General features: G+C 69.8%; 13 protein-coding genes. 3 read left to right on the plus strand and 10 right to left on the minus strand.

Annotation, left to right across the window (positions count from 1 at the left end; genetic code table 11):
- Positions 1-87: 87 nt before the first annotated feature.
- The 4 genes from AB0C28_RS47980 to AB0C28_RS47995 all read right to left on the minus strand — a co-directional run bounded on the left by AB0C28_RS47980 (position 88) and on the right by AB0C28_RS47995 (position 3367).
- Entirely contained in the window at positions 88-429 is a 342-nt protein-coding gene (locus tag AB0C28_RS47980; RefSeq protein ID WP_358082945.1) for a nuclear transport factor 2 family protein, read from the minus strand.
- Complete coding sequence (locus AB0C28_RS47985) at positions 426-752, minus strand: MarR family winged helix-turn-helix transcriptional regulator (RefSeq protein WP_358082948.1); 327 nt, start codon at positions 750-752, stop codon at positions 426-428. The genes AB0C28_RS47980 and AB0C28_RS47985 overlap by 4 nt, the downstream gene beginning before the upstream one ends.
- A gap of 22 nt (positions 753-774) precedes the next feature.
- Positions 775-2040 carry a serine hydrolase domain-containing protein gene (locus AB0C28_RS47990; RefSeq protein ID WP_357849385.1) on the minus strand — a complete coding sequence of 422 codons (1266 nt, stop codon included), beginning with the start codon at positions 2038-2040 and terminating at the stop codon, positions 775-777.
- A gap of 451 nt (positions 2041-2491) precedes the next feature.
- A complete protein-coding gene (locus AB0C28_RS47995) occupies positions 2492-3367 on the minus strand; it encodes a helix-turn-helix transcriptional regulator (protein ID WP_358082951.1) in 876 nt (291 codons plus the stop codon).
- 102 nt (positions 3368-3469) lie between these two features.
- Between AB0C28_RS47995 and AB0C28_RS48000 the strand changes: the two genes are divergently transcribed.
- From AB0C28_RS48000 to AB0C28_RS48010, 3 genes are all read left to right on the plus strand, one after another.
- Positions 3470-4906 (plus strand): MFS transporter, encoded by a 1437-nt coding sequence (locus tag AB0C28_RS48000; protein ID WP_358082954.1) that lies wholly within the window; start codon positions 3470-3472, stop codon positions 4904-4906.
- Between the two features lie 17 nt (positions 4907-4923).
- Positions 4924-5268 (plus strand): EthD domain-containing protein, encoded by a 345-nt coding sequence (locus tag AB0C28_RS48005; RefSeq protein WP_357849376.1) that lies wholly within the window; start codon positions 4924-4926, stop codon positions 5266-5268.
- Between the two features lie 137 nt (positions 5269-5405).
- A complete protein-coding gene (locus AB0C28_RS48010) occupies positions 5406-6272 on the plus strand; it encodes a hypothetical protein (RefSeq protein ID WP_357849373.1) in 867 nt (288 codons plus the stop codon).
- A 151-nt stretch (positions 6273-6423) separates the two neighbouring features.
- Here AB0C28_RS48010 and AB0C28_RS48015 read toward each other — a convergent pair whose 3' ends face one another.
- The 6 genes from AB0C28_RS48015 to AB0C28_RS48040 form a co-directional block, all read right to left on the minus strand.
- Positions 6424-7434: an aldo/keto reductase gene (locus AB0C28_RS48015; protein ID WP_358082957.1), complete on the minus strand. Its 1011-nt coding sequence runs from the start codon at positions 7432-7434 to the stop codon at positions 6424-6426.
- A gap of 117 nt (positions 7435-7551) precedes the next feature.
- Positions 7552-8160 carry an SDR family oxidoreductase gene (locus AB0C28_RS48020; RefSeq protein WP_357849367.1) on the minus strand — a complete coding sequence of 203 codons (609 nt, stop codon included), beginning with the start codon at positions 8158-8160 and terminating at the stop codon, positions 7552-7554.
- A gap of 200 nt (positions 8161-8360) precedes the next feature.
- On the minus strand, positions 8361-10163 hold the full coding sequence (locus AB0C28_RS48025; RefSeq protein WP_358082960.1) for a hypothetical protein: 1803 nt from the start codon (positions 10161-10163) through the stop codon (positions 8361-8363).
- Positions 10156-15408 (minus strand): hypothetical protein, encoded by a 5253-nt coding sequence (locus tag AB0C28_RS48030; RefSeq protein WP_358082963.1) that lies wholly within the window; start codon positions 15406-15408, stop codon positions 10156-10158. The genes AB0C28_RS48025 and AB0C28_RS48030 overlap by 8 nt, the downstream gene beginning before the upstream one ends.
- Before the next feature lie 2 nt (positions 15409-15410).
- A complete protein-coding gene (locus AB0C28_RS48035) occupies positions 15411-18599 on the minus strand; it encodes a hypothetical protein (protein WP_358082966.1) in 3189 nt (1062 codons plus the stop codon).
- On the minus strand, positions 18596-19771 hold the full coding sequence (locus AB0C28_RS48040; RefSeq protein ID WP_358082969.1) for a kelch repeat-containing protein: 1176 nt from the start codon (positions 19769-19771) through the stop codon (positions 18596-18598). The genes AB0C28_RS48035 and AB0C28_RS48040 overlap by 4 nt, the downstream gene beginning before the upstream one ends.
- Positions 19772-19783: the final 12 nt, after the last annotated feature.

The raw sequence follows: 19783 nt of genomic DNA on the forward strand, positions 1-19783 counted from the left end.
CCTTGGTCCCTCGAGGGTCTTCTCCCGAACGTGTCGCAGTCGCCGAGTGGCTCCGTGATAGATCTCGGTCGTGGTTCGGGGCCGGCTTCAGGAGTCGCGGCGCAGGGAGGACAGTGCCCACAGTTCGGCGATACGCCCGTCGCGTACCCGGAAGATCTCCAGCATGGTCGGTGGCTGCCGGCCGGGAACGCCCAGCACGCTCGTGCGGACGGCGGCGGTGTCGCCCTCGACGACCATGTCCTCGACGATGACCTGCGCGTCGGGGAAGGTCTTGTGGAACTGTTGCCAGGCCCGGGTGACACTTTCGGGTCCGGTGGCGCCCAGGGGATGGCTGAAGAAGTCCGTCGTGAAGATCTCCTCCGTGGCGTGCTCGTGGGCGTTGAACGCCGCGTACATGCGCCACGCGGCGGCCCGCACTTCGTCTGTCATCGGCTCTCCTGTGCGGTCACGTTCGCGCGGATGCGCCGTAGGACATCCAGCACGATCTCCTGCTGTTGTGCGGTGGCACCGGCGAGCAGTCGCTCCTGGTACGCCTGGTGCGATCGCTCCAGGTCGGCCGCTACCCGTTCGCCGGCGGGGGTCAAGGCGGCCAGGGTGTAACGGTTGTCAGCCGGGTCGAGACGACGCCTGACAACCCCTTCGGCCTCGAACTCCTTGATCAGCCGGGTGACGCTCGCACCGTCGATGCCCAGCGCCTGGCGCAGATCGCTGTGGCTGGTCTCGCCGCCGGCCGCCCGAGGGAACTGATTCACGTCACCTGGGCACTCCCGCCCGCTACGGTGCGGTGGCGTGGAGCTCTCGGATGAGGGAGCCCGGCACCGGCTTGCCGAGCATGTGGCAGACGGCCACCTTCTGGGCGGCGAACTCCACGTTGGTCCAGCGGGTGATCCCGTCGTTGGGTGCGAGGTCGGAGGCCTTGCCGGTGCTGTCGCTGATGGCGGTGCGGCGACCGTCGCCGGAAACCGCGGTCGTGCTGTGGTGGCCCTGGGTGTCGCCGCCGTGGCCCCATGCCGTCCCGCAGGGCGTATCGAACTTGATCAGCCCGAGACCGTAGCGGCCCTTGATGGGGAATTCGGGCGGTAGGGCGACAGTGGTCTTCATCTGCCGGAGCTGCGCACGGGAGAACAGTTCGGCTTCGAGTAGGGCGGAGTAGAAGCGTGACAGGTCGCTGCTGGTGGAGATGACCGCCCCGGCGGCGCCGGCCCAGCCGCCGATGTTCGCCCCGGTGTGATCGGTGTACTTCGGGGTGCCGTCGGCGAAGACGATGGCGTATCCGTGAGCGTATCCCGGGCCGGTGTTGGTGGCCCGCGGGTTGGCGTAGTAGGTGTGCTTGAGGCCGAGCGGGCGGGCGATGCGCTCGCGTACGAGGTCGGCGAGACTCGAGCGGGTCAGCTTCTGCGCGATCATTCCGAGCAGGGTGTAGTTCGTGTTCGAGTACGACCAGCCCTTGCCGGGGGCGAATGTCGGCGGGTGGGCGAAGGCGGCGTTGAGCAGCTCTCGCTCGGTCCAGTCGTGGTGCGGGTCGTTCTGCATGAGAGCCAGCACCTTGGGGTCGCCGGTGTAGTTGAACAGGCCGCTGGTGTGGTTGAGCAGCATGCGCACGGTGATGTTGTCGCCGTTGGGGACGACGCCGGGCAGGTACGTCGAAACGGGTGCGTCGAGGGTGACGGCCTTCTTGTCGACCAGTTGCAGGATCAGCGTCGCGGTGAAGGTCTTGGTGTTGCTGCCGATCTCGAACTGGTCGTCCGCACGCAGTGCGCGGCCCGTGGCCATGTCGGCGACTCCGGCGACGGTGGTGGAAACGCGCCGGCCGTCGTTGATCCGTGCCAGGTAACCAGGGTTGCCGATGGCCAGCATCTGCTGTGCGACGTCCCGCATGGAGCCGCCGGCCGGTGAGGCCGGGCGGGAGGTGGCGGCGGCGGGAGCGGCGACGGCGATCACCGAAATGGCCAGCATCGCCGCCGCGGTTGTGGCGACACCCACGGTGCGCCGACTGATGGGGTGCGTCGTCGTCGAGGCGGTCGGGTTGGTGAGGTTCATGGTCTTGTCTCCTTGATCAACGGCATGAGGCCCGGGGCTGCCTCGCCGCAAGGGGGTGGGGGCAGGCGTCTTCCGCGAAGCGCCGCGGCTGAGCGTCTGTTCTATTAGATGTATATCAGATAGAACCTGTAGCGTGCAGCTATCACTTGACCTCGACAGGGAGATGCCGATCTACCAGCAGATTCGCGACCGCATGGTGGGAGCCCCTGCCGCGCCGACAAGGAATCATCCGCAAGAGCGGCGCCCGTGCACCCGGGCGTCGAGCAGCCCACCACCGAGGCCGAGGCCGTCGCCGACTGGCGGCGACGCGCCCGCACGCTGCTCGCCGAGGCTGAGGTTCGCGGACTATGTCCCGTCCGCCGCGCAGGTCATGGCCTCGCGGCGCTGCGCGAGGATGCAGGTCCGGGCCGTCGAGGCATCCGGAGCGCCTGGGCTGTCGTGAGTGATCTCGTCAGGTCGCCGGACGCAGCCGCCGTACGTTCGCCGGACCGTCGATGACGCCGCGGGTGATCCGGCTCGCGAGCTCTTCGAGCCGTTCCCGGGTCGTCCGGTCCTCCGGCTGGTACACGACGACACGGGTGCGCGGGTTCGCCTGGAGCTGCATCGTGACGGTGCGCAGGGACAGCTTGCCGACGTGCAGCGACCGGATTCCCTTCACCCGGTCGGGATCGCTCGACACGTCCGCCTGGTCCCACAGGCGGACGAACAGCGGTGACTCCTCGCGGAGCCGGCCGAGCAGCGGCCCCCAGGCGGGATCGGTGACCGACTCGCCGTAGTACGCGCGCAGCCGGGCCACGATGCCCGCGCACTCCTGCTCGTGGTCGGAGTGCCCGGCGATCCAGTCGGGGTGGGTGAAGTGCAGGTAGGCGCAGTTACGATCGCCCGCCGGCAGCGCCTCAATGTCGTCGATCATGAACCGGAACGGCGCGTTGTAGGCCAAGGGCTCGAACCACGGATTCATCGCCACCGCCGGCTGCGGGGAGAGGCTGTCCAGCAGCCCCTGCAACTGGCCGCCGACCTGCTCGAAGCTCGAAGGCTCCGCCGCGTGCCCGCCGAGGAGCAGCAGGTGCCGGCGTTCGCCGGGGGAGAGCCGCAACGCCTCCGCGATCGCCGTCAGCACCTCGACACTCGGTTGTACGTCGCGTCCCTGTTCGAGCCACGTGTACCAGGTGGACCCGACGTTCGCGAGAACCGCGACCTCCTCACGGCGCAGCCCCTTGACCCGGCGCCGGCCACCGCCACCGGGCAGGCCCACGTCCGCGGGCGAGAGCCGGTCACGCCGGGCCCGCAGGTAGGCGCCGAGCTCACGAGAACGTATGTCCGCCATGGCAACGAGCATGCCACGGCGGGGCCGGGCCAAGGTGGTGGTCCGAGCACCAGCATCATGGCACTCTGGAGGGCCGCCCGCCAGGGCCGCAGGGTGGGTGTCATGCAACGGACATGGCCGGTTCTCGTGGCGGCATTCGGAGCTACGTACACGTTCAGCATCGGCAACGTGACCGCCCCACGGCTCGGACCGGATCTCGGTGCGGATCGTGGCGAGGTCGCGCTCGTGCTGGCCGGCTTCGCGGTCACGTTCGCGGCCGGGCTGATCCCCGCCGGACGCCTCGGCGACCGGTACGGACGGCGGCGGCTGCTGGCCCTAGGGCTGGTCGCGGTTGCGCTGACGTCGGCGCTGGCCGCGGCGGCTCCCGGACTCTGGTGGCTGGTCGCCGCGCGGGTCCTGCAAGGTGCGGCCTCGGCGATCGTGATGCCACAGACGCTGGCGATCATTCAGACCTCGGGCAGCGGGGCCACCCAGGCGCGCGGGGTCGCGGCGTTCACCGCGAGTTCCGGGGTCGGCACCGTGGCGGGGCAGGTCGCCGGTGGCCTCGTGATGGGGCTGAGCCTGCCGTGGGCGGGATGGCGAGGGGCGGTCCTGACCTCCGCGATCCCCGCAGTGGTGGCGTTGCTGGGCGTGCGCCGGCTCCGGGCCGCCCCGCCGGACGGCACCGAACGGCCCGACTTCGGCGGCGCGCTCCGAGCGGCGATCCCGCTCCTGGCCCTGGTCGCCGGTCTGTCACTCGGCCCGGCGACAGACTGGCCCTGGTGGACACTCGCGCTGGTGGCGTTCGGGTTGCTGGGGCTGTGGGGTTTCTGGCGCAACCAGAGACGGCGCGAGTCGGCCGGATGTCCGGTGCTCGTCGCCCCCTCCAGCCTGCGGCCGCCCGCGCTGCGGATCGGGCTGTCGATGACCGTGCTGCTCTTCGCCGGGTACGGCGCGTTCAGCTACGAGTACTCGATGTTCACCCAGGTCGGTCTCGGGTTGACGCCGGTCGGCTCCGGGCTCGGGCTGGCCGCGTTCGCGGGGGCTTTCGTCCTCGCGGGACTTCGCATGCCGCGCATCACCGCGCGGTTCGGCGACCGCACGATGGAGGTGGCCGCCGGCCTGCTGGCCGCCGGTCTGGTCGTGCTCGGCCTGGCCTCGTGGTTCGGCCAGGGCAAGGGCGCGGCGGTCTGGATCGGCTGCTTCCAGGTGGTCGGCCTGCTCCTCGGCGCGGCACAGGCGAGCCAGTACGGCCCCCTCGTCGCGACGGTCATGGCAGCGGTGCCCGATCGAGTCGCGGGCCTGGCCGGAGGACTGTTCACCACCGCGCAACAGGCTTCGCTCGCGCTCGGCATCGCCACGATCGGCGCGATCCCCGGCACGCTCGCCGTGTCGCTCGGCTGGGAGCGCGCCTTCGCGGCGGGGCTGGGCGTTCAGGTGGTCACGACCGTGCTGTTCTGGGCCCTGGCAGGGCGGCTGCGCGGCTACGACGCCCGCCATGCCCCGGACGGAAACGACCCTTCGACCACGTCACTTTCCTTATCAGAAAACAATCAGTAGAGGATGGGTATTCACTCATGATCAAGATGATCATCACGTTGAAGCGCCGCGAAGGCATGACGCACGACGAGTTCAAGCACTACCAGCAGAACATCCACCGGCCGCTGCTCATGTCGATCCCGGAGTCGGAGCGCTACATCCGCCGGTTCGTCGTGTCGTACCCCGTTCCGGCGCCCCGGTACCCCGCATCGGAGTACGACTCGGTGGTCGAGGCCTGGTTCGACGACATGGCCGGCCTTGAGGCCCTGTTCTTCAGCGAGAACTTCCTGAAGATCGTCGACCCCGATCACGAGAACTTCATCGACCTGTCGACGTTCGGGCGCGTCATCTGCGAAGAGGACGTCGTCATCGATCGCGGCTAGGGCCGTAACCGCGCGAACTCCGGACCCGGTCGGCTCGGAGCGCGGTGCCGGTGTTGCCACCGGCCCGTCGCTCCGAGCCGCCGCCGTGTCGCTCTCACCGGTGGACGCGGTACCAACCGGTCGGTATCTTCACCAGCATGACCTTGGAACGCCGCACGTGGCGGACGCTGGAGCCGTTGCACGGCATGATCTACTTCTCCCCGGACGCGCATGCCGCTTACCAGCGGCTCGGGCTGACCGGACGGATGGGGTACTTCGCCTCCCGGGCGGCCGCCTTCGGCCCGGTCTCCGCCGAGGCGGTGATCGCCACCTTCTACAACTTCAATCCCCAGGTGGTACGCAAGGCGATCCCGGCCGCATGGCACCTCGCTTCCCCCGCCGACATCCTGGACGCCCGGCTGAACGCGGCCGACACGACCTTGCGCCGCGTACTCGGCGACGCGGTTGATTCGCCGGAGATGTCCCGTGCCGCCGAGCTGGCCCGGGAGGCGGCCCAGGCGATCTCGGACGAGCTGAGCGGGCGGCCTCTGTACGCCGCGCACACCGCGCTGCCCTGGCCGGCCGCTCCGCATCTGGTGCTCTGGCATGCCGCGACCTTGCTGCGCGAGTTTCGCGGTGACGGCCACCTGGCCGCCCTGCTGGCCGCCGGCCTCAGCGGGATCGAAGCCCTCGTCAGCCACGCCGCCACCGGTGCCGTACCGGCTGAGACGCTCCGGACCACCCGCGGCTGGACCGAAGCCGACTGGGCGGCCGCCGAGAGCAGGTTGGAGGAGCGTGGCCGGCTCAGCGACGGCTCCCTGACCGAGCAGGGGCGCGGGGAACGTGAGGCCATCGAAGAGGCGACCGACCGGATGAGCAGGGCCCCCTACGCCGCGCTCGGCGACGATCGCTGTCAGGAACTGAGCTTCCTGGTACGCCCCTGGAGCAAGCAGGTGGTGGCCGAGCTGATGCCCTGGGCCGCGGCTCGCAACTCCGGAAATCTCCGGACGCCGCGAACAAGCTGATCATCACCGAAGGTGGGCCAACAGCCGGTGCGGTCCGGTCAGGTACGGAGAGCTTGGGCGAGTGCGGCGAGGCCGTCGGCGTAGATGCCGTGGAACCGCTCCAGGCGTTCGACGATCGTCGCGGTGGCGGTGGCCATGGTGACCTCCTGGATCACTCGGTGGGCACGGGCGCGTTCGGCGCGATCAGGTTGTTGTCGCGCAGGGCCGTCCAGAACGCGGCTGGTATGGGCTCGTTCACCGCGGCGAGGTCCTCGGAAACGTGGGACGGGCGCGACGAGCCGGGGATCGCTACCGCGGCGGCCGGGTGGGCGAGGCTGAACTGCAGGGCGGCGGCCTTGACGGTGACGCCGTGCTGCTCGGCCAGCGCGGTGATGCGCTTGACCTTGTCGACGATGGCGGGGGACGCCTGCTGATACTCGAAGTGCGTGCCGCCGGCCGTCACGCCGGAGTTGTAGGGGCCGCCGATGACGATGTCGACACCCTGTTCGGCCGCGGTGGGCATGAGGCGTTGCAACGCGCGTTCGTGGTCGAGCAGGGTGTAGCGACCTGCCAGGACGGAGCCGTCCGGCTGCGCGTCTTCGAGCCCGAGGGTGAGTTCGATGGGTTCGACCCGGTTGACCCCGAGCCCCCAGCCTTTGATGACGCCCTGGTCGCGTAGGTCCTGCAGGATGGGGAAGGCGCCGGTGCGGGCCTGATCGAAGGCCTCCAGCCACAGGTCGCCCCAGAAGTCCTGGGATATGTCGTGGACCCAGACGAAGTCGAGACGGTCGGTGTTCAAGCGCTTGAGGCTGTCGTCGATGGAGCGGTGGGTGCCGTCGGCGCTGTAGTCGTAGACGATCTTGTTGGGGCGGCCGTGCTCGAACAGGCCACCCTTCTCTCCGAGCTCGCGGCCGGCGGGATCCTCGGTCTCGTCCGAGATGAGCCGGCCGACTTTGGTGCTCAGCACGAACTCGTCGCGAGGCTGCGAGCCGAGCACCTGCCCGAGCCGCATCTCCGACAGGCCGGCCCCGTAGAAGGGGGCGGTGTCGAAGTAGCGAATGCCCTGGTTCCAGGCGGTCTCGACGGTGGCCAGTGCCTCGTCTTCCGGAATGGCGCGGTACATGTTGCCCAGCGGCGCCGAGCCGAAGCCCAGGCGGCCCGGCAGGAACGAGCGGATGCCCATGGCGGCTGCCTCCTCAGGTGATCTGGCGGGCCGACATGACGGACGCCAGCCCGGGGACATGGGTGCGGCAGCCTGGCTCGGCCCCTTCGGGACAAGCCAAGCGAGCCGCGGATCGAGTCAAGGAAAGATCGTGGGAACCAGCCCGCCGTCGACACTCAGCGCGGCTCCCGTGGTGGCCGACGAACGCTCGGAGGCGACGTAAGCGACCAGATTCGCCACCTCGGACGGCCGGATCAGGCGGCCCAGCAGGGATCCCGCCGCGCGTCCCTCGGACACGAACCGGCGCTCCTGCTCGGCCGGGTCCAGCCCTGGGTACAGGTCGTCCCACATCCTGCGCACGCCCTCGCTGATCGTCGGGCCGGGCAGCACGCAGTTGACCGTGACGCCGGTCCCGGCGGCCTCCTGGGCCATCCCGCGCGAGACGGCGAGCTGCGCGGACTTGGTCATGCCGTAGTGCACCATGTTCACCGGTGTCTGCACCCCGGACTCGCTGCTGACGAATATCACCCGGCCCCACCCGCGGCCGGCCATCCGGGGCACGTGGTGCCGGGCGAGGCGGACGCCCGACAGCACGTTCACCTCGTAGATGTGCAGCCATTCCGCGTCGGTGATCTCGAAGACCGGCCTGGCCACGTACATGCCCACGTTGTTGACCAGGATGTCGACATCGGGAACCTGCTCGACGAGCGCGGCGGCGCCATGCGGGCCCCCTTTCCGGACCGTCACAGCGGGCCTTAACCCCTAACAAAGACCGACAAACCGGACTTGCCGTAGGTGTGATGGCCGGGGAGCCCGATTTTGCGTGACACGGACGTCATCGCCGTTGAGAGACAACCCACAGTCCGTTGAGCGATGGTCGCAGGGCCTGCGCTTACCTCCTGGGAGTGTTGGTTCTTTCGGGACTGATGAGCCATCGGATGGGGGAGTCAGGACGTATCGACGAGCGTGTCGAAGGCCAGACCGCTGGAGCCCTCACCGCGGCCCAGTCCGCGGTGGGCGCTGAGCCAGACCGACACCCGGCCGTTCCGCCAGCGGGTGCGGTTGAAGGCGAGGGTGAGCCTGGTGCCGGCCGGTGTCACTTCCTCCTCGTGGACGAAATACGGGTTCCCCGCGTCGAACCCCTCGCGCAACAAACTGGTACGAGGCCGCACCAGGCGGCCGTCCACGGGGTCCGGCATGGCGGCCCGCTGCAGCCGGACGGCGCGGTTGTTGCCGGGGACGTGTACCGGAATGAAGGGAATCCAGTTCTCCGGGACGCTGTTCATCGCCTGGTAGGCGATCGGAGCGCGAGGCGGGTCCTCCGTGGGGACGGGACGGAACCGCTGCCGGTGAGCGAGGATCTCCGCGACGACTTCGCTGCCGCGGCGGCTCTCCCCGGTCGGCAGCCGTACGATCTTCTCCAGACCCCAGACCATGTTCGCGTTCTCGTCACGGATGAGCGAGACCTCCTCGAGGACCGGCCCCTCGGCGACCTTCGGAACGGTCGGCGGCAGGAACATGCTGGTGTCGGCCGCGACATCCTCCGTACCGATCGTGTCGAGAGTGAACATCGACCACCGTTGCCAGTCCTCGTCCTGCCCGGCGCCGGCGGGTGTGATCCACAGCCGCTGTCCGAAGACGTCGGTGACCGCGAGTCCTCGAATCGAGGCCAGCGTGCCGGCCGGCAGGTCGCAGGGCAGTTGGAGCCAGTCGTTGCTGTAGACGAGCGCGAACTCGAGAAAGATCAGCCGGGCCAGGTCCGTGCGGTCAGGCTGTACGCCCGCGAAGTTGGTTCCTCCGTCCTCCACGGCCCACCAGCGTGGCAGCGGCATGCCGGAGTAGCGGACAGGCGCGGGGATGACCGTCCGGTTGATCGGCTGGTGGGCGGGAGCCGTCCCGCCCACGGGGCCGCGCGGGTCGACGGAGAACGCGTGCCAGTCCAGGTGCCCGCCGGGATACTCCTGTGCCGTCAGGACCTTCTCTCCGCCCGCGGGTGCGGTGGCCGCGATGGAGAAGCGGTGCTCGAGCCGGCCGGCGTCCCATGCCGAGTCCGGACCTGGCTGGTCGAACAGCCCGTCGAACCAGCGGACGAGTTGCGCACCGAGATTGTCCAGTTGCGAGCGCAGCAGGACCGTACCGGGGATGCCGTCCCAGGCATGGCCGTTGTTCTTGAGGTGCCGGTAGAGCTCGTACCCGTCCATGCGGCGGTCCGCGGCGGCCTGGAGGAACGACCAGACCTCCGCGTGGGCGGCACGTGGGGTGTCGGCGTCCAGGTTAGGATCGGGCGCGACGATCCGGTATTTACTGACGTAGTCCTTGCGCAGGTGTCGCAGTCCCAGGTGTTGGCCGAGGAGCTTCAGCCAGCGCCGGCCGATGATCAGGCGCAGGTCGAAGGAGACCGGATCGGCTCCGGACGCGAAAGACAAGGCGCGCCGTTCGGCCAGTGTCTCCAGCGGCCGGTCCCCGGGCAGATCCTGAGGTGTGCCCGATCCGGGCCGGAAGCGGGAGGGAGTCGTGGTGGCAACGGAGTAGGTCGCGGTGACGGCCGTTCCCGCGTCCGAGCCCCGGAACTCTCCGAGCTGCCACTGCCGGGTGAGCAGCCAGAGCGGGTCGCGGATCTCGGCACGCAGGGCGCGGTCGAACCCGGCGGTGCGAGGCCTGCCCTCGATCCGGTTCCAGAGGCCGACAGCGGGGAAGGTGCGGTCGGTCAGTGCGGTGCGCAGGTCCTCGATGCGCGGAGGCTCAGCCATGGGTCTTCCCTCGCAGGTTCGAGATCGCGAGATCGGTGCTGATGGTGATCGGCTGCCGGGTCGCCGACATCACAGTCGCCGGGAGCAGATGGGCGTACGCGGTGTTGTCCAGGTGGCCCGGTTCCACAGCACGTGTCTTGGCCAGATCGAGGGTTTCCCCGACGGCTGTGATCAGGTCGTCACCGTTCCAGGTGCCTGTCTTGGCCGGTGGCGTGACAAGCAGCATCGCCTGCGGCGGCTCGGAGTCGGGATTGTCGTAGTGGACGGCCATCGCCGTGGTCTCCTTCTCCGCCGGGATCACCTCGGTCCATTCGTCGAGCAGAAGACCGCTGTGCAGATTGCCGCTCAGCAACGGTTCCGGCGCGTAGTGCGCGGTGAACAGCAGGCGGTCCTCATCGAGTTTGGCGCCTGGCGCGAACGTCATGCCCAGCCAGGTGTCATTGGGGCGATAGGGCAGCTGAACCGGCACCAGTTCGGGCTCGTCCCAGCCGAGCAGATCACTGAGCAGGCCGCCAGGGCCACGCAACGCGTCGGCGATGATGACAGCCTGTTCCCACAGCCGGGGTTTCTCCCGCACCCGGGCGATGCCGTGCACCCAGTCGTCTACCGGCATGTCACGCTTGGCGTCCTGGACCAGATGGCTCAGGAGCTTGGAGCTGTCGGCGCGAGCCTTCTTCCAGTCCGAGTGGAGCTGTGCGGGAGCGGTGAACTCCGGTACGACAAGGACGTCGTCGCCGAGCATCGCCCGCAGCGCGTCGGTCGCGGCGACTACCCGGTCGGGGCCGGTCAGCGCTTGATCGTAGGCGACCAGGGCCTTGTCGGCGGCGGCGAGCCGGTCGACGACCTCGGTGTGCAGCGCCCGTGCCCGGGCCAGGAGGTCCGCCCCGAAGGCGACGGCCCGCTCGCGGAAGGGGGCCAGGTCGAGGCCGGTCCGGTCGAAGTCGCTCAGCGGCAGGAGCGCGGCGACATCGGTGAGCAGCCCGCTGAGCGTCTTCTTCGTCGTCCTGGCGATGTTCCGCAATGCCTGCAGCCGGCCGTTGAAGGCCGTGCGTCTGGAGCCGACGATGGTGCGCAGCTGGGAGGGCGTGGCAGGGCGTGGCGTGGCGGGTTTGGTGGTGAGCAGCCACTCGGCTCGCTGAAGGAGGCGGAATCGCTCGTCGGTCGTGGCCGTCGATGGCAGCCGGTCGTAGGCCGCGATCAGGTCGTCGGCCGCTGTGAGCGACTGCCCCATGCGGACGGCGGTCGCGGCCACCGCTTCCAAGACCTGGCGGAACATGGTTCGCCGCCAGAGGGTCACCTCACCCCAGCCGCTACGCACCATGCCGAATCCGCCGGCTGTGGAGATGAGATTGGCGTAACCGGTCAGGAAGGTGTCGATTCCGTTGACGACGGCCGTGCGATTCGGTTCGGCGGGCGCGGGCGGAAACAGCGGGGTCAGTGAAGCAAGGTAGCCGGCGGTGTTCTGGCGCAGCCGGTCCAGCGATGTGCGAACCGCGGCGGGCCGGTTTCTCGGGATGGAGACGGCGGTGTCGATGGCACGATCGACGGGCTGCGCGCCTGCGGCGGGGACCAGATCCGTCGGCCGCAGCGGCCGGGAGGTGGTGAGCAGAGAGCGCAGCGCGGTGATGAGCGGCGACACCTCGAAGAAGGTCAGTTTGCCGGTCAGCCGCTCGGTGTGACAGATCTTCAGCTCGACGTCGGGCCGGGGCTGATCCTTCGCCACGACGACAGCGATGATGCGGTCGTCCAGATCGGTCATGGCCGCGTCGTCCTTGGGCTTCACCCCCCAGAGCAGGTCGATCGGCTGAAGTTCGAGGTCGAACTGGGTGACCGTGCGACTGCGGGGTTGCTGGTCGAGCGGGTCCTTCCAGCGGACCACGGCGGCCACCGTGGCCTGGGATGGCAGCAGCTTGGGCAGCCAGGCGTTGATCGCCGGCTCGGCCTGGGCCCGGGGACCGTTGCCGCGAAAGAGGCCGGACCCGTGTTCGGGCCCCAGCCCCGACGTCAGCTTCAGGCCCAGCCGGTGGGTCAGCGTGACACCGCTGCGCGGGGTACGGACCACGGCGGGGTCAGGCGCGAATCCTTCCTTGGCGTAGGCGTCGAGCGTCGCGCCGGCCCTTTCCGGGTTGCCGGCCAAGGTCTGGTGCGCGGCTTCGGCCACGGCCAGGTCGGCCAGCGCGTCGTGGATGTCGAGGAGCCGCTGTACCTCCTCGTTCATCGCCTTCTGCTGGGCCTGGCTCGCGTCCGGCATGCCGCTCGCACCGAAGGGGTACTCGGGAAAGGCCGGGGCCCGGGTGGCGCGCCGGACCAGCGCGAGGCCGTCGACGACGGAGCGGGCCTCGATGAGCTCCAGGGGAGTCCCCGGATCGACGTCGGACAGCTTGCCGGAGCGCAGCGGGAACTCCCCGCGCAACGCCTCCAGGAAACTGTCCAGCTCGGCATCGGGATGGCGGTCGTGCAGGGCCCGTTCGAAGCGCTGGCCGAGCAGCGCGCCCAACGACTGGCCCTGCCGCAGGCCATCTAGGAGGTCGAGCGCCACTCGTACGCGGTCGGAACTGAGGTTGACGGCGAAGCAGCCCGGGTTCTCGGGCGAGCCGTTGGCGATGTAGCCGGCTCGGAGCACTGCGGCGGTCGTGGCCTGGGCCGGTGACGGAGCGTGGATGTAGCCGCCGTTGGCGGCGTCGTGCATCAGCGGTTCGGATCCTTCCGGCTGGAACAGCGTGGCCAGGCTGCCGGTCAGCTGCACGGGGGTGAGTGACGTGTTTCGCGGCCGGACGTCTTCCAGCCATCCGTACGCGCCGAGATGCACCCCGCGTTGTGCCGGGGAGCTGCCGTCGGGACCGTAGCGTAGATCGAAGAGTCGTTCGTTGACGAGCCCGAGCAACCAGGCGTCCAAGCGGTAGGTGGCGCAGTCCAGATGCTCGGCCACGACCCGTTCGAGCCGCGCGGTGGGCACGTCCGCGAGCACGTCGAGTGCCGCGATCTGCTCCGCCAGCTCCCTGGTCGCAGGGTTGGCCGCGGTGAGGGCGGCGGGGATGAAGTCGACGACCAGCTTCCCGGGGTCCCCGGTGATGTCCTCGTCCGGCGAGTACAGCTTGCGGAAGCGGCTTTCGCTGTGCGGAGCGGACTTCTTGATGTGGATGAACAGCGGATCGGCAGCGGACACGATCTCGCCTTCGGCGGCGGCCAGTTTGCGCGCGGTGTCCTCCCAGCCGAGCAGGACGGCGTGACGCAGCAGGAGGTAGAGCAGGGCGGCGGGGCGCCGGTCGTCGGTGAATCCCTTCTCCGTTCGGATGGTCTCCAGGTCGGTACCCGCGTGGTCGGCCAGCCACCGCAGATAGTTGCGGCCGTCCTGGAGGTAGCCGCGGACCGGCCGGGTCTCCGACAGAGGCCGGTCGTCGATGAGCGGGCCCAGCAGCGGGTACTGTTCCTCGACGAACAGACGGCGGATCAGGTCGGGGTCCGGTGCTGACGCGCCCGAATGGCCCAATTTTCGCAGCAGGTCGCGGATCGGCTGCGGCATGTTCAGGGTGTTCAGCGCGGGAATGACCTGAGGACCGTTGCCGCTGAAGTTCTCCCGGTTGTAGACGTCCTCGACGCTCTGGGCGTAGCGCTGGAAGTACTCGGCGGACGTGGGGTGCAGGGCCAGGATGTCCAGCAGTGTCTGATGGGGGTCGGCCACGGGCCCATGCGGATCCGGGAACTTGCCGAGGTGCGGAACGTCCTGAGCGGCGGCCTGCCAGTCCTCGGCCGCAGCGGTCAGTACGGCGTTGAGGCCGCGCCGATGTGTCGCCGTCGAGGGCCACGCCATCCGGGAGAAAGCGGTTGTGGGCAGAATGCCGTAGGGCTGGCGCCCGATCTTGACTGCGGGCACGGGGCCGCGCCCGGACACGTGCCGGACGAAGAAGTCGCGGGTCTCGGTCACCACGTGCGCAGGGATGATCGGATGCAGCATGGTCTGGAGATACGACCCCCAGGTCGCAGGCCACAGGGCGACGTTCGCGGCGCGTGCTTCCCGCTGGTCGGTGCCGTCGGCGTTGGCCGCTCCGGCGAGCGCCGCGGGATCGATGCCCAGCAGCTCGGCCAGCCACTGGCCGTCGGTCTTGGCCGTCCAGTCGGCAGGCGCCGCCCGCGCGGTCCTCATGGAGGCCGCCCGCCGCACGGCGTCGGCCTCCTCCAGGACGTTCTGGCCGGCGGAGGCCTGTTCACTGTTGTTCGTGGGGGTGCCCTGGGGCAACAGGCCGAACCCGGCGGAGCTGCGCAGCTGGCGGGTGATCAGGCCGGCGAGGTCGGCGGCCGTCTGCTGTGGAGTGCTGTTCTGCCGTACGCCGAAGACGATCAGCCGGTCGAGGCCGTCCCGAAAGTCGTCCTGAAGCGGGATCCGAATTCCCATGCCCACCTCGACCGCGGCATCGAAGTCGGTCAGCCAGAGCAGGTCCGCGGGGATGTGCAGGTCGCCGGACACCTCGTTGATCTTCGGCTTGTCGGCGGATGACGGGTCCGGACTCACGGTCAGTGAGGCGGGAATCGTCCTGCCGAGCTCGGAGAAGACCGCTTCGCCACCGGCGTGGCCGATGAACGTGAACCGGTCGGGCAGCAGGCGTGCCTTCGCCGCCTGAGTCCACGATCGGGAGGCGACGTCCGCCGGAGGAGGGGTGGCGAGCACGAGGAAGGCGACCAGGACGGCGTCCCCGGCGCCTCCGGGCGGGTCGTCGATCCCGATCGGGCGGCGGCGCCGGATCGTCTCGGCGCGGGAGGCGCCCACGGCCGCCAGCAGGGCGGTGTCGGCGGTGAGGAGTTTCAGCCGGTCCCCGCGCGCCCGCCAGACCGCGGTCCAGTACGTGATCGCCGGCTGCCGGTCACCGGCGGCGACCGGCTCGGGGGTCACGACGACGAGCACGGTGGTGCCGGACTGCACTCCGATGGGCCGCTCAGCGGGATTGGCGGGTGTGCGGGTCTGCACCAGCCAGTCGGCCCGGCCGGCCGAAATCCTTCCGGTCAGTTCGTGCCATGCGGCACGTTCGGCCACGGGATCGCCTCCGGCCCGCCATACGGCGATCCAGTAGGCGTCGACCGCGGTGACCTCTCCGATGGTGGGACGGGGCTCGAACGCGTCGATCTGCCATTCATCGGGAAACACCCGGATGAGGAGTTCTGTGGCGGTGAAGCGCGTCTCGATCCGGACCGGTCCGAGGAGGACAGGGAAGTCGTCACTCAGCGTCAGCGCCGCTCGTGGATCGGGCATGGTCACGGCAGCATCTCCTGTGCGTGTACGGCCATCAGCACTGGCGCCTGGAAAAGGATGTAGGCGACGTCCGCGGAGCTCAGAGCTCCATGCCAGAGCGGGAGGGACAGGTCCTCGACGTGCTGGAGGCGCTTCTCCTCGTCCGCTTCCGGGTCGTCGAACTCCTCGATCACGACGGGGACGGTGGCCTCGTCGAGTTCGATGAATCCGGTCCCGCGGGGGTCGAGGTCGGGCCACGACAGGTCGTTCCACACCTCCACGCGGGAGGGCAGTTCGGCGGGGGCGACGTCCAGGCCGAAGCGGGGCTCGCCGGGCCGCTCCTTGATGACGAAGAACCAGCCCGCGCTGCCCGCGGGCTGCTCGCCCTTCGCCGCCTTGGCCGTGAGGTCGAAGCCGAGCAGATAGATGTCGGGTTCGATCTTGGCCTCGTACAGCGGCAGCCGGATCTCGTCCTGCGACGGGTTCGCCTCGTCGACGAGCTCGACGGGCACCCGCTCTTTCGTGGGATCGGGATGGGCGTCGCTGGGCTCCCATCGGGCCCGGTGAGCGTAGATCGCGGCGTTCGGGTACTTCTTCAGCAATTCACCGCGGATGACCAGCACCAGCTCGTCCTCGGAGCCCTGGTCGCGGTGGTCGTGCCGGCCGAGCTTGGACTCCTTGGTCCAGCCGGCGATCGGCGGGATGTCGTACAACCGCTCGCGGCGCTGCTCGGAGGTCTCTCCTTGGAGGGGTCGCACCGCGCGGACGTCCCAGAATTGGCGGAAGGGGGTGCCGCGCTGGTCGGTGGGGTACTCGCGCCACAGGAGTTCGCGGGCCATCTCGTGGTTGAGCCCGACCATGTAGGACTCGATGAACTCCTGGTTCGTTTCCAGCAGACTGATCGAGTTCGGTGGCACCTTGTGCAGGTTCGGTACGAACAGATCCACGGACTGCTCGACCAGCGCCTGGTACATGGGCATATCCAGGACGGGGTAGGCCATCGCCTCCAGGAACCGTTTGGCGAAGGGAGCCAGCCGCTCCGGCAGTTTCACCGAGCTGAGGAGCTGCCGGGGCACGGTCTCGTCGGCGCTCAGGCCGGTCAGCATCGTGTCCGTGGTGCCGGCGACGCCGAGCTTGACACGTTCGTCGGTCTTGCCGCCCAGGGCGGCGTCGTCCCACCCCTCGTACAGTTCTCTCAACGCCTTCTTGAACGCCACCGCCTCGGAACTGTCCGGGCCGCCCGCCGTGGGGACGAAGGCGTCGCCGGGCATCGTGAGGACGAAGTTGCTGCTCGTGGGGAGCCGGTCCACGGGATGGGCCGAGGCTGCCACGCCCGGGCCCGGCGGATGGAGGTGCAGGTCGAGCTGGGCCGGCGTGACGACGGCGGCGGGCCTCGTCTTGGGAGGAGCCGCGGTGACGCCACCGGTGTCCTCGTCCATCCTCGGCACGAGCGCCTGCGGCGGCAGCTGCGCGCTGAACGGCAGGGCTCGCATCAGCCGCGATCCGGGCCGGGTGATGCGGCGCATCGCCGCCGACAGCGGCGCGGACGTGATCCGGCTTTCCGCTACCCGGAATCCGACGGCGAGACGCTCGGCCTCCGCCGATGATCCGGCGTCGAGGGCGGCCGCCGGTGCGCGCGTGACCACCCGGGAGTGGGCCGGGGCGGTCAGGGTGAGCGGCCTGCCGGACGGCACCGCCGCCTCACGCATGGTGGCGGGCGGTGGTACCAGATGCTTGCGGTGCAGCAGGTCGCCCACCTCCCGGGCGACCTGCGCGGCTCGGATCCTGGCGTTGGCCGCCAGGACGTCCCCGACCTGGGCCCACGCGGCCGCCATGAATTCTTCCTGACGCTTCTGAACGACCTGGGCGCCCAGGTTCGCCGCTACCCGGAACCGGGGGTCGAGGTTGAGGCGGTGGACCCAGTTGCGATTGTCCGCGATCGGGGTGCCGTCGCGTTCGGTGAGCAGCCGTGATGCCGGTGCGTGCCAGCGGCCGTAGAGCGGCGGGGTGATGACCGGATCGGCCGCGCCGGGTGATCCGGCCGCGTCCCCGGCGGCCAGGGCGCGGTGTGCCGAGAGCGGGTCCTGGCGCAGATAGTCGTCGGCGAGATTGACCAGTCCGGCGAGGGCCTGCTGGAAGGGGTGCGGATAGGTGAAGCCGAGATCCTGGAGATCGTCCCACTTATCCCATTTGTCCTCCGGTCGTTCGGGTACCCGCAGAGCGCCGCCCAGTTTCAGCACCCCGCCGAGTTCCACCGGCAGGGTGATGCCCGGCAGCCCGGCGCCGGGCGGCCGGTGCACGTCCACGTCACGGCGACCGATGCTCTCGTCCAGCGGCTCCTTCGGTACGAGCAGCCGCACGAGGTACTCGAAGTCGCCGGCGCTTCCGGTGGAGAAGAACCACCGGTGGTAGTACGGCAGGTCTCCAGCCGCCTCCTGGCCCGGGTAGGTCTCCTTCCACGCGGGATGCAGAGCGCCGGGTGAACGTGCCGGGTCCAGCCCGAGACCCGCGAGCCGTCCCGTCTCGAACGCCGGCACCAGGAAGGCGTGATAGCCGGTGTGCGGATCAAGCCGGCGCGGGCAGATCAGCCGGGCACAGGCGCGGTCGGCGTTGATGCCCAGGACCCGCTGCAGAGCGGGCAGGACGCCGGCCATGTCGTCGGAGGCCACGGGCGCGTCGAGCGAGCCGTCGACATGGACGTGAGCCCAGGCCCCCAGCTGCGCGGGCGGCGGCAGCGCAGCCGGTTCGGTAACCGTGATGAACGGCAGCGGGCGGCCCACGGCGGTGCCGTCCTTGAACTCGGCGCCGTTCCCGGCACGCGAGTCCTCTCCGCCGGCGAGCACGATCAGCGCGAGCCAGGGCCGCAGGCGCTTGGTGGCGGTGTCTGGGGCGGCCGGGCTGTATCGCCAGGGGAAGTCTTCGTCGTAGAACTCGATGTGGGCGAGGTAGTTGGGCTCGACGTTGGTGATCCACGGTCGCGGTTCGGTGCGCGAGATCACCCGGGGATCCACCCCGACGACGTCCCCGGGGCCGTAGATCTGCACGGTCCGCATGACGTCGCGGCTGATCGGGTCCGGTGAGCCGATGGCTTCGCCGCTCACCCGCAGGTTGACCGGGACGGTGGCACGTGAGGTTCCGACCGGGTCGGTGGTGATCCTGGTGGCGATGCCGGACCTGAGCCAGGGCAGAAAGGTGTAGGCGTTGCCGGTCATGGGGTGACCGCTGCTTCGATGTCGAAGATCTCCGCGCTCGTGGTCAGTTCCTGGGCGCCGGGCTGGGCGGCCGCGATCCCGGATCGTACGACTCCGCCGGCCACCAGCACGAGCTTGTCGGAGAGCGGGGCGGTCGCGAACGCCCATCTGCCCGTGGCCAGCCCTCCTGTCGGCGCCCAGCTGCCGGTTCCGACGTCGAAGACGGCCGCGCTGGCATAGCCGACGTCGCTCTGGGCGTTGTCGCTGCCGCCGACGACCAAGACCTTGTTCGAGCCGAGCGGAACGGCGCGGTGCAGCGCGCGTCCTCCGGGCATGGCCTGCACGGCGGTCCATTTCTCCGTGTCCTGGACGTACACCTCGGCACTCGCCCGGCTGAACGGGTCGAACGTGCCGTCGCCGGGCCCACCCGGCGCACGACCGCCGGTCACCAGCACGCTGGCGCCGCCGGACAGCGCCGTGGCCTGATGCCAGGCACGGGGCGCGAGCAGCGCGCCGGTCGGGGCCCAGGTCTCGCCGGTGGTGCTGTACAGCTCGCAGTAGGCCAGGGCGGCGTCCTCGTCGCGGGCGAGCGGCACGGTGCCTCCCACGACCAGGACCTTGCCGTTGGCGAGGACCACCGCGGGGTGTCCGCTGCGGGCGTCGGTCATGGCGCCGGTCTCGGTCCAGGTTCCGTCGTCCGGGTCGTACAACTCGGCGGAGCGCAACGCCTTCACCGACTGCCCGGATCGGATCGTCGTGCCTCCGGCGACCAGGACCTTGCCCCCGGCCAGGACGGCACTGTGGCCCCAGCGGGCGCCCTTCATGGCCCCCGTACTGCTCCACCGCCCGGATTCGGGGTCGTAGATCTCCGCTGCGGCCAGACCCGGTGCCGGGAACTGCGCCGATCCGCTGATGCCTCCGGCGACCAGGACCTTGCCGCTGGGCAGCAGGGTCGTCGTGTGCAGACGCCGGGGGGTCTGCAGGGAACCGGTGGCCGACCAGGTGCCGGCTTCGGGATCGTAGAGCGCGGCCTGGCCGAGTGCGGCGGACGAGCCGTCCGCACCGCCCACGACGAGGACCTTGCCGGTGCCGAGCACGACCGCGCTGTCATGCTGGCCGTACCAGCCACCGGCTGCCGGCAGGGGTCCGGTGCTGCTCCATTTGCCGGTGGCCGCCAAGGTGGTGCTGGTCATGGCCGCAAGCCC

The organism is Nonomuraea sp. NPDC048892 (assembly GCF_040649735.1).
Lineage (GTDB): Bacteria > Actinomycetota > Actinomycetes > Streptosporangiales > Streptosporangiaceae > Nonomuraea > Nonomuraea maheshkhaliensis.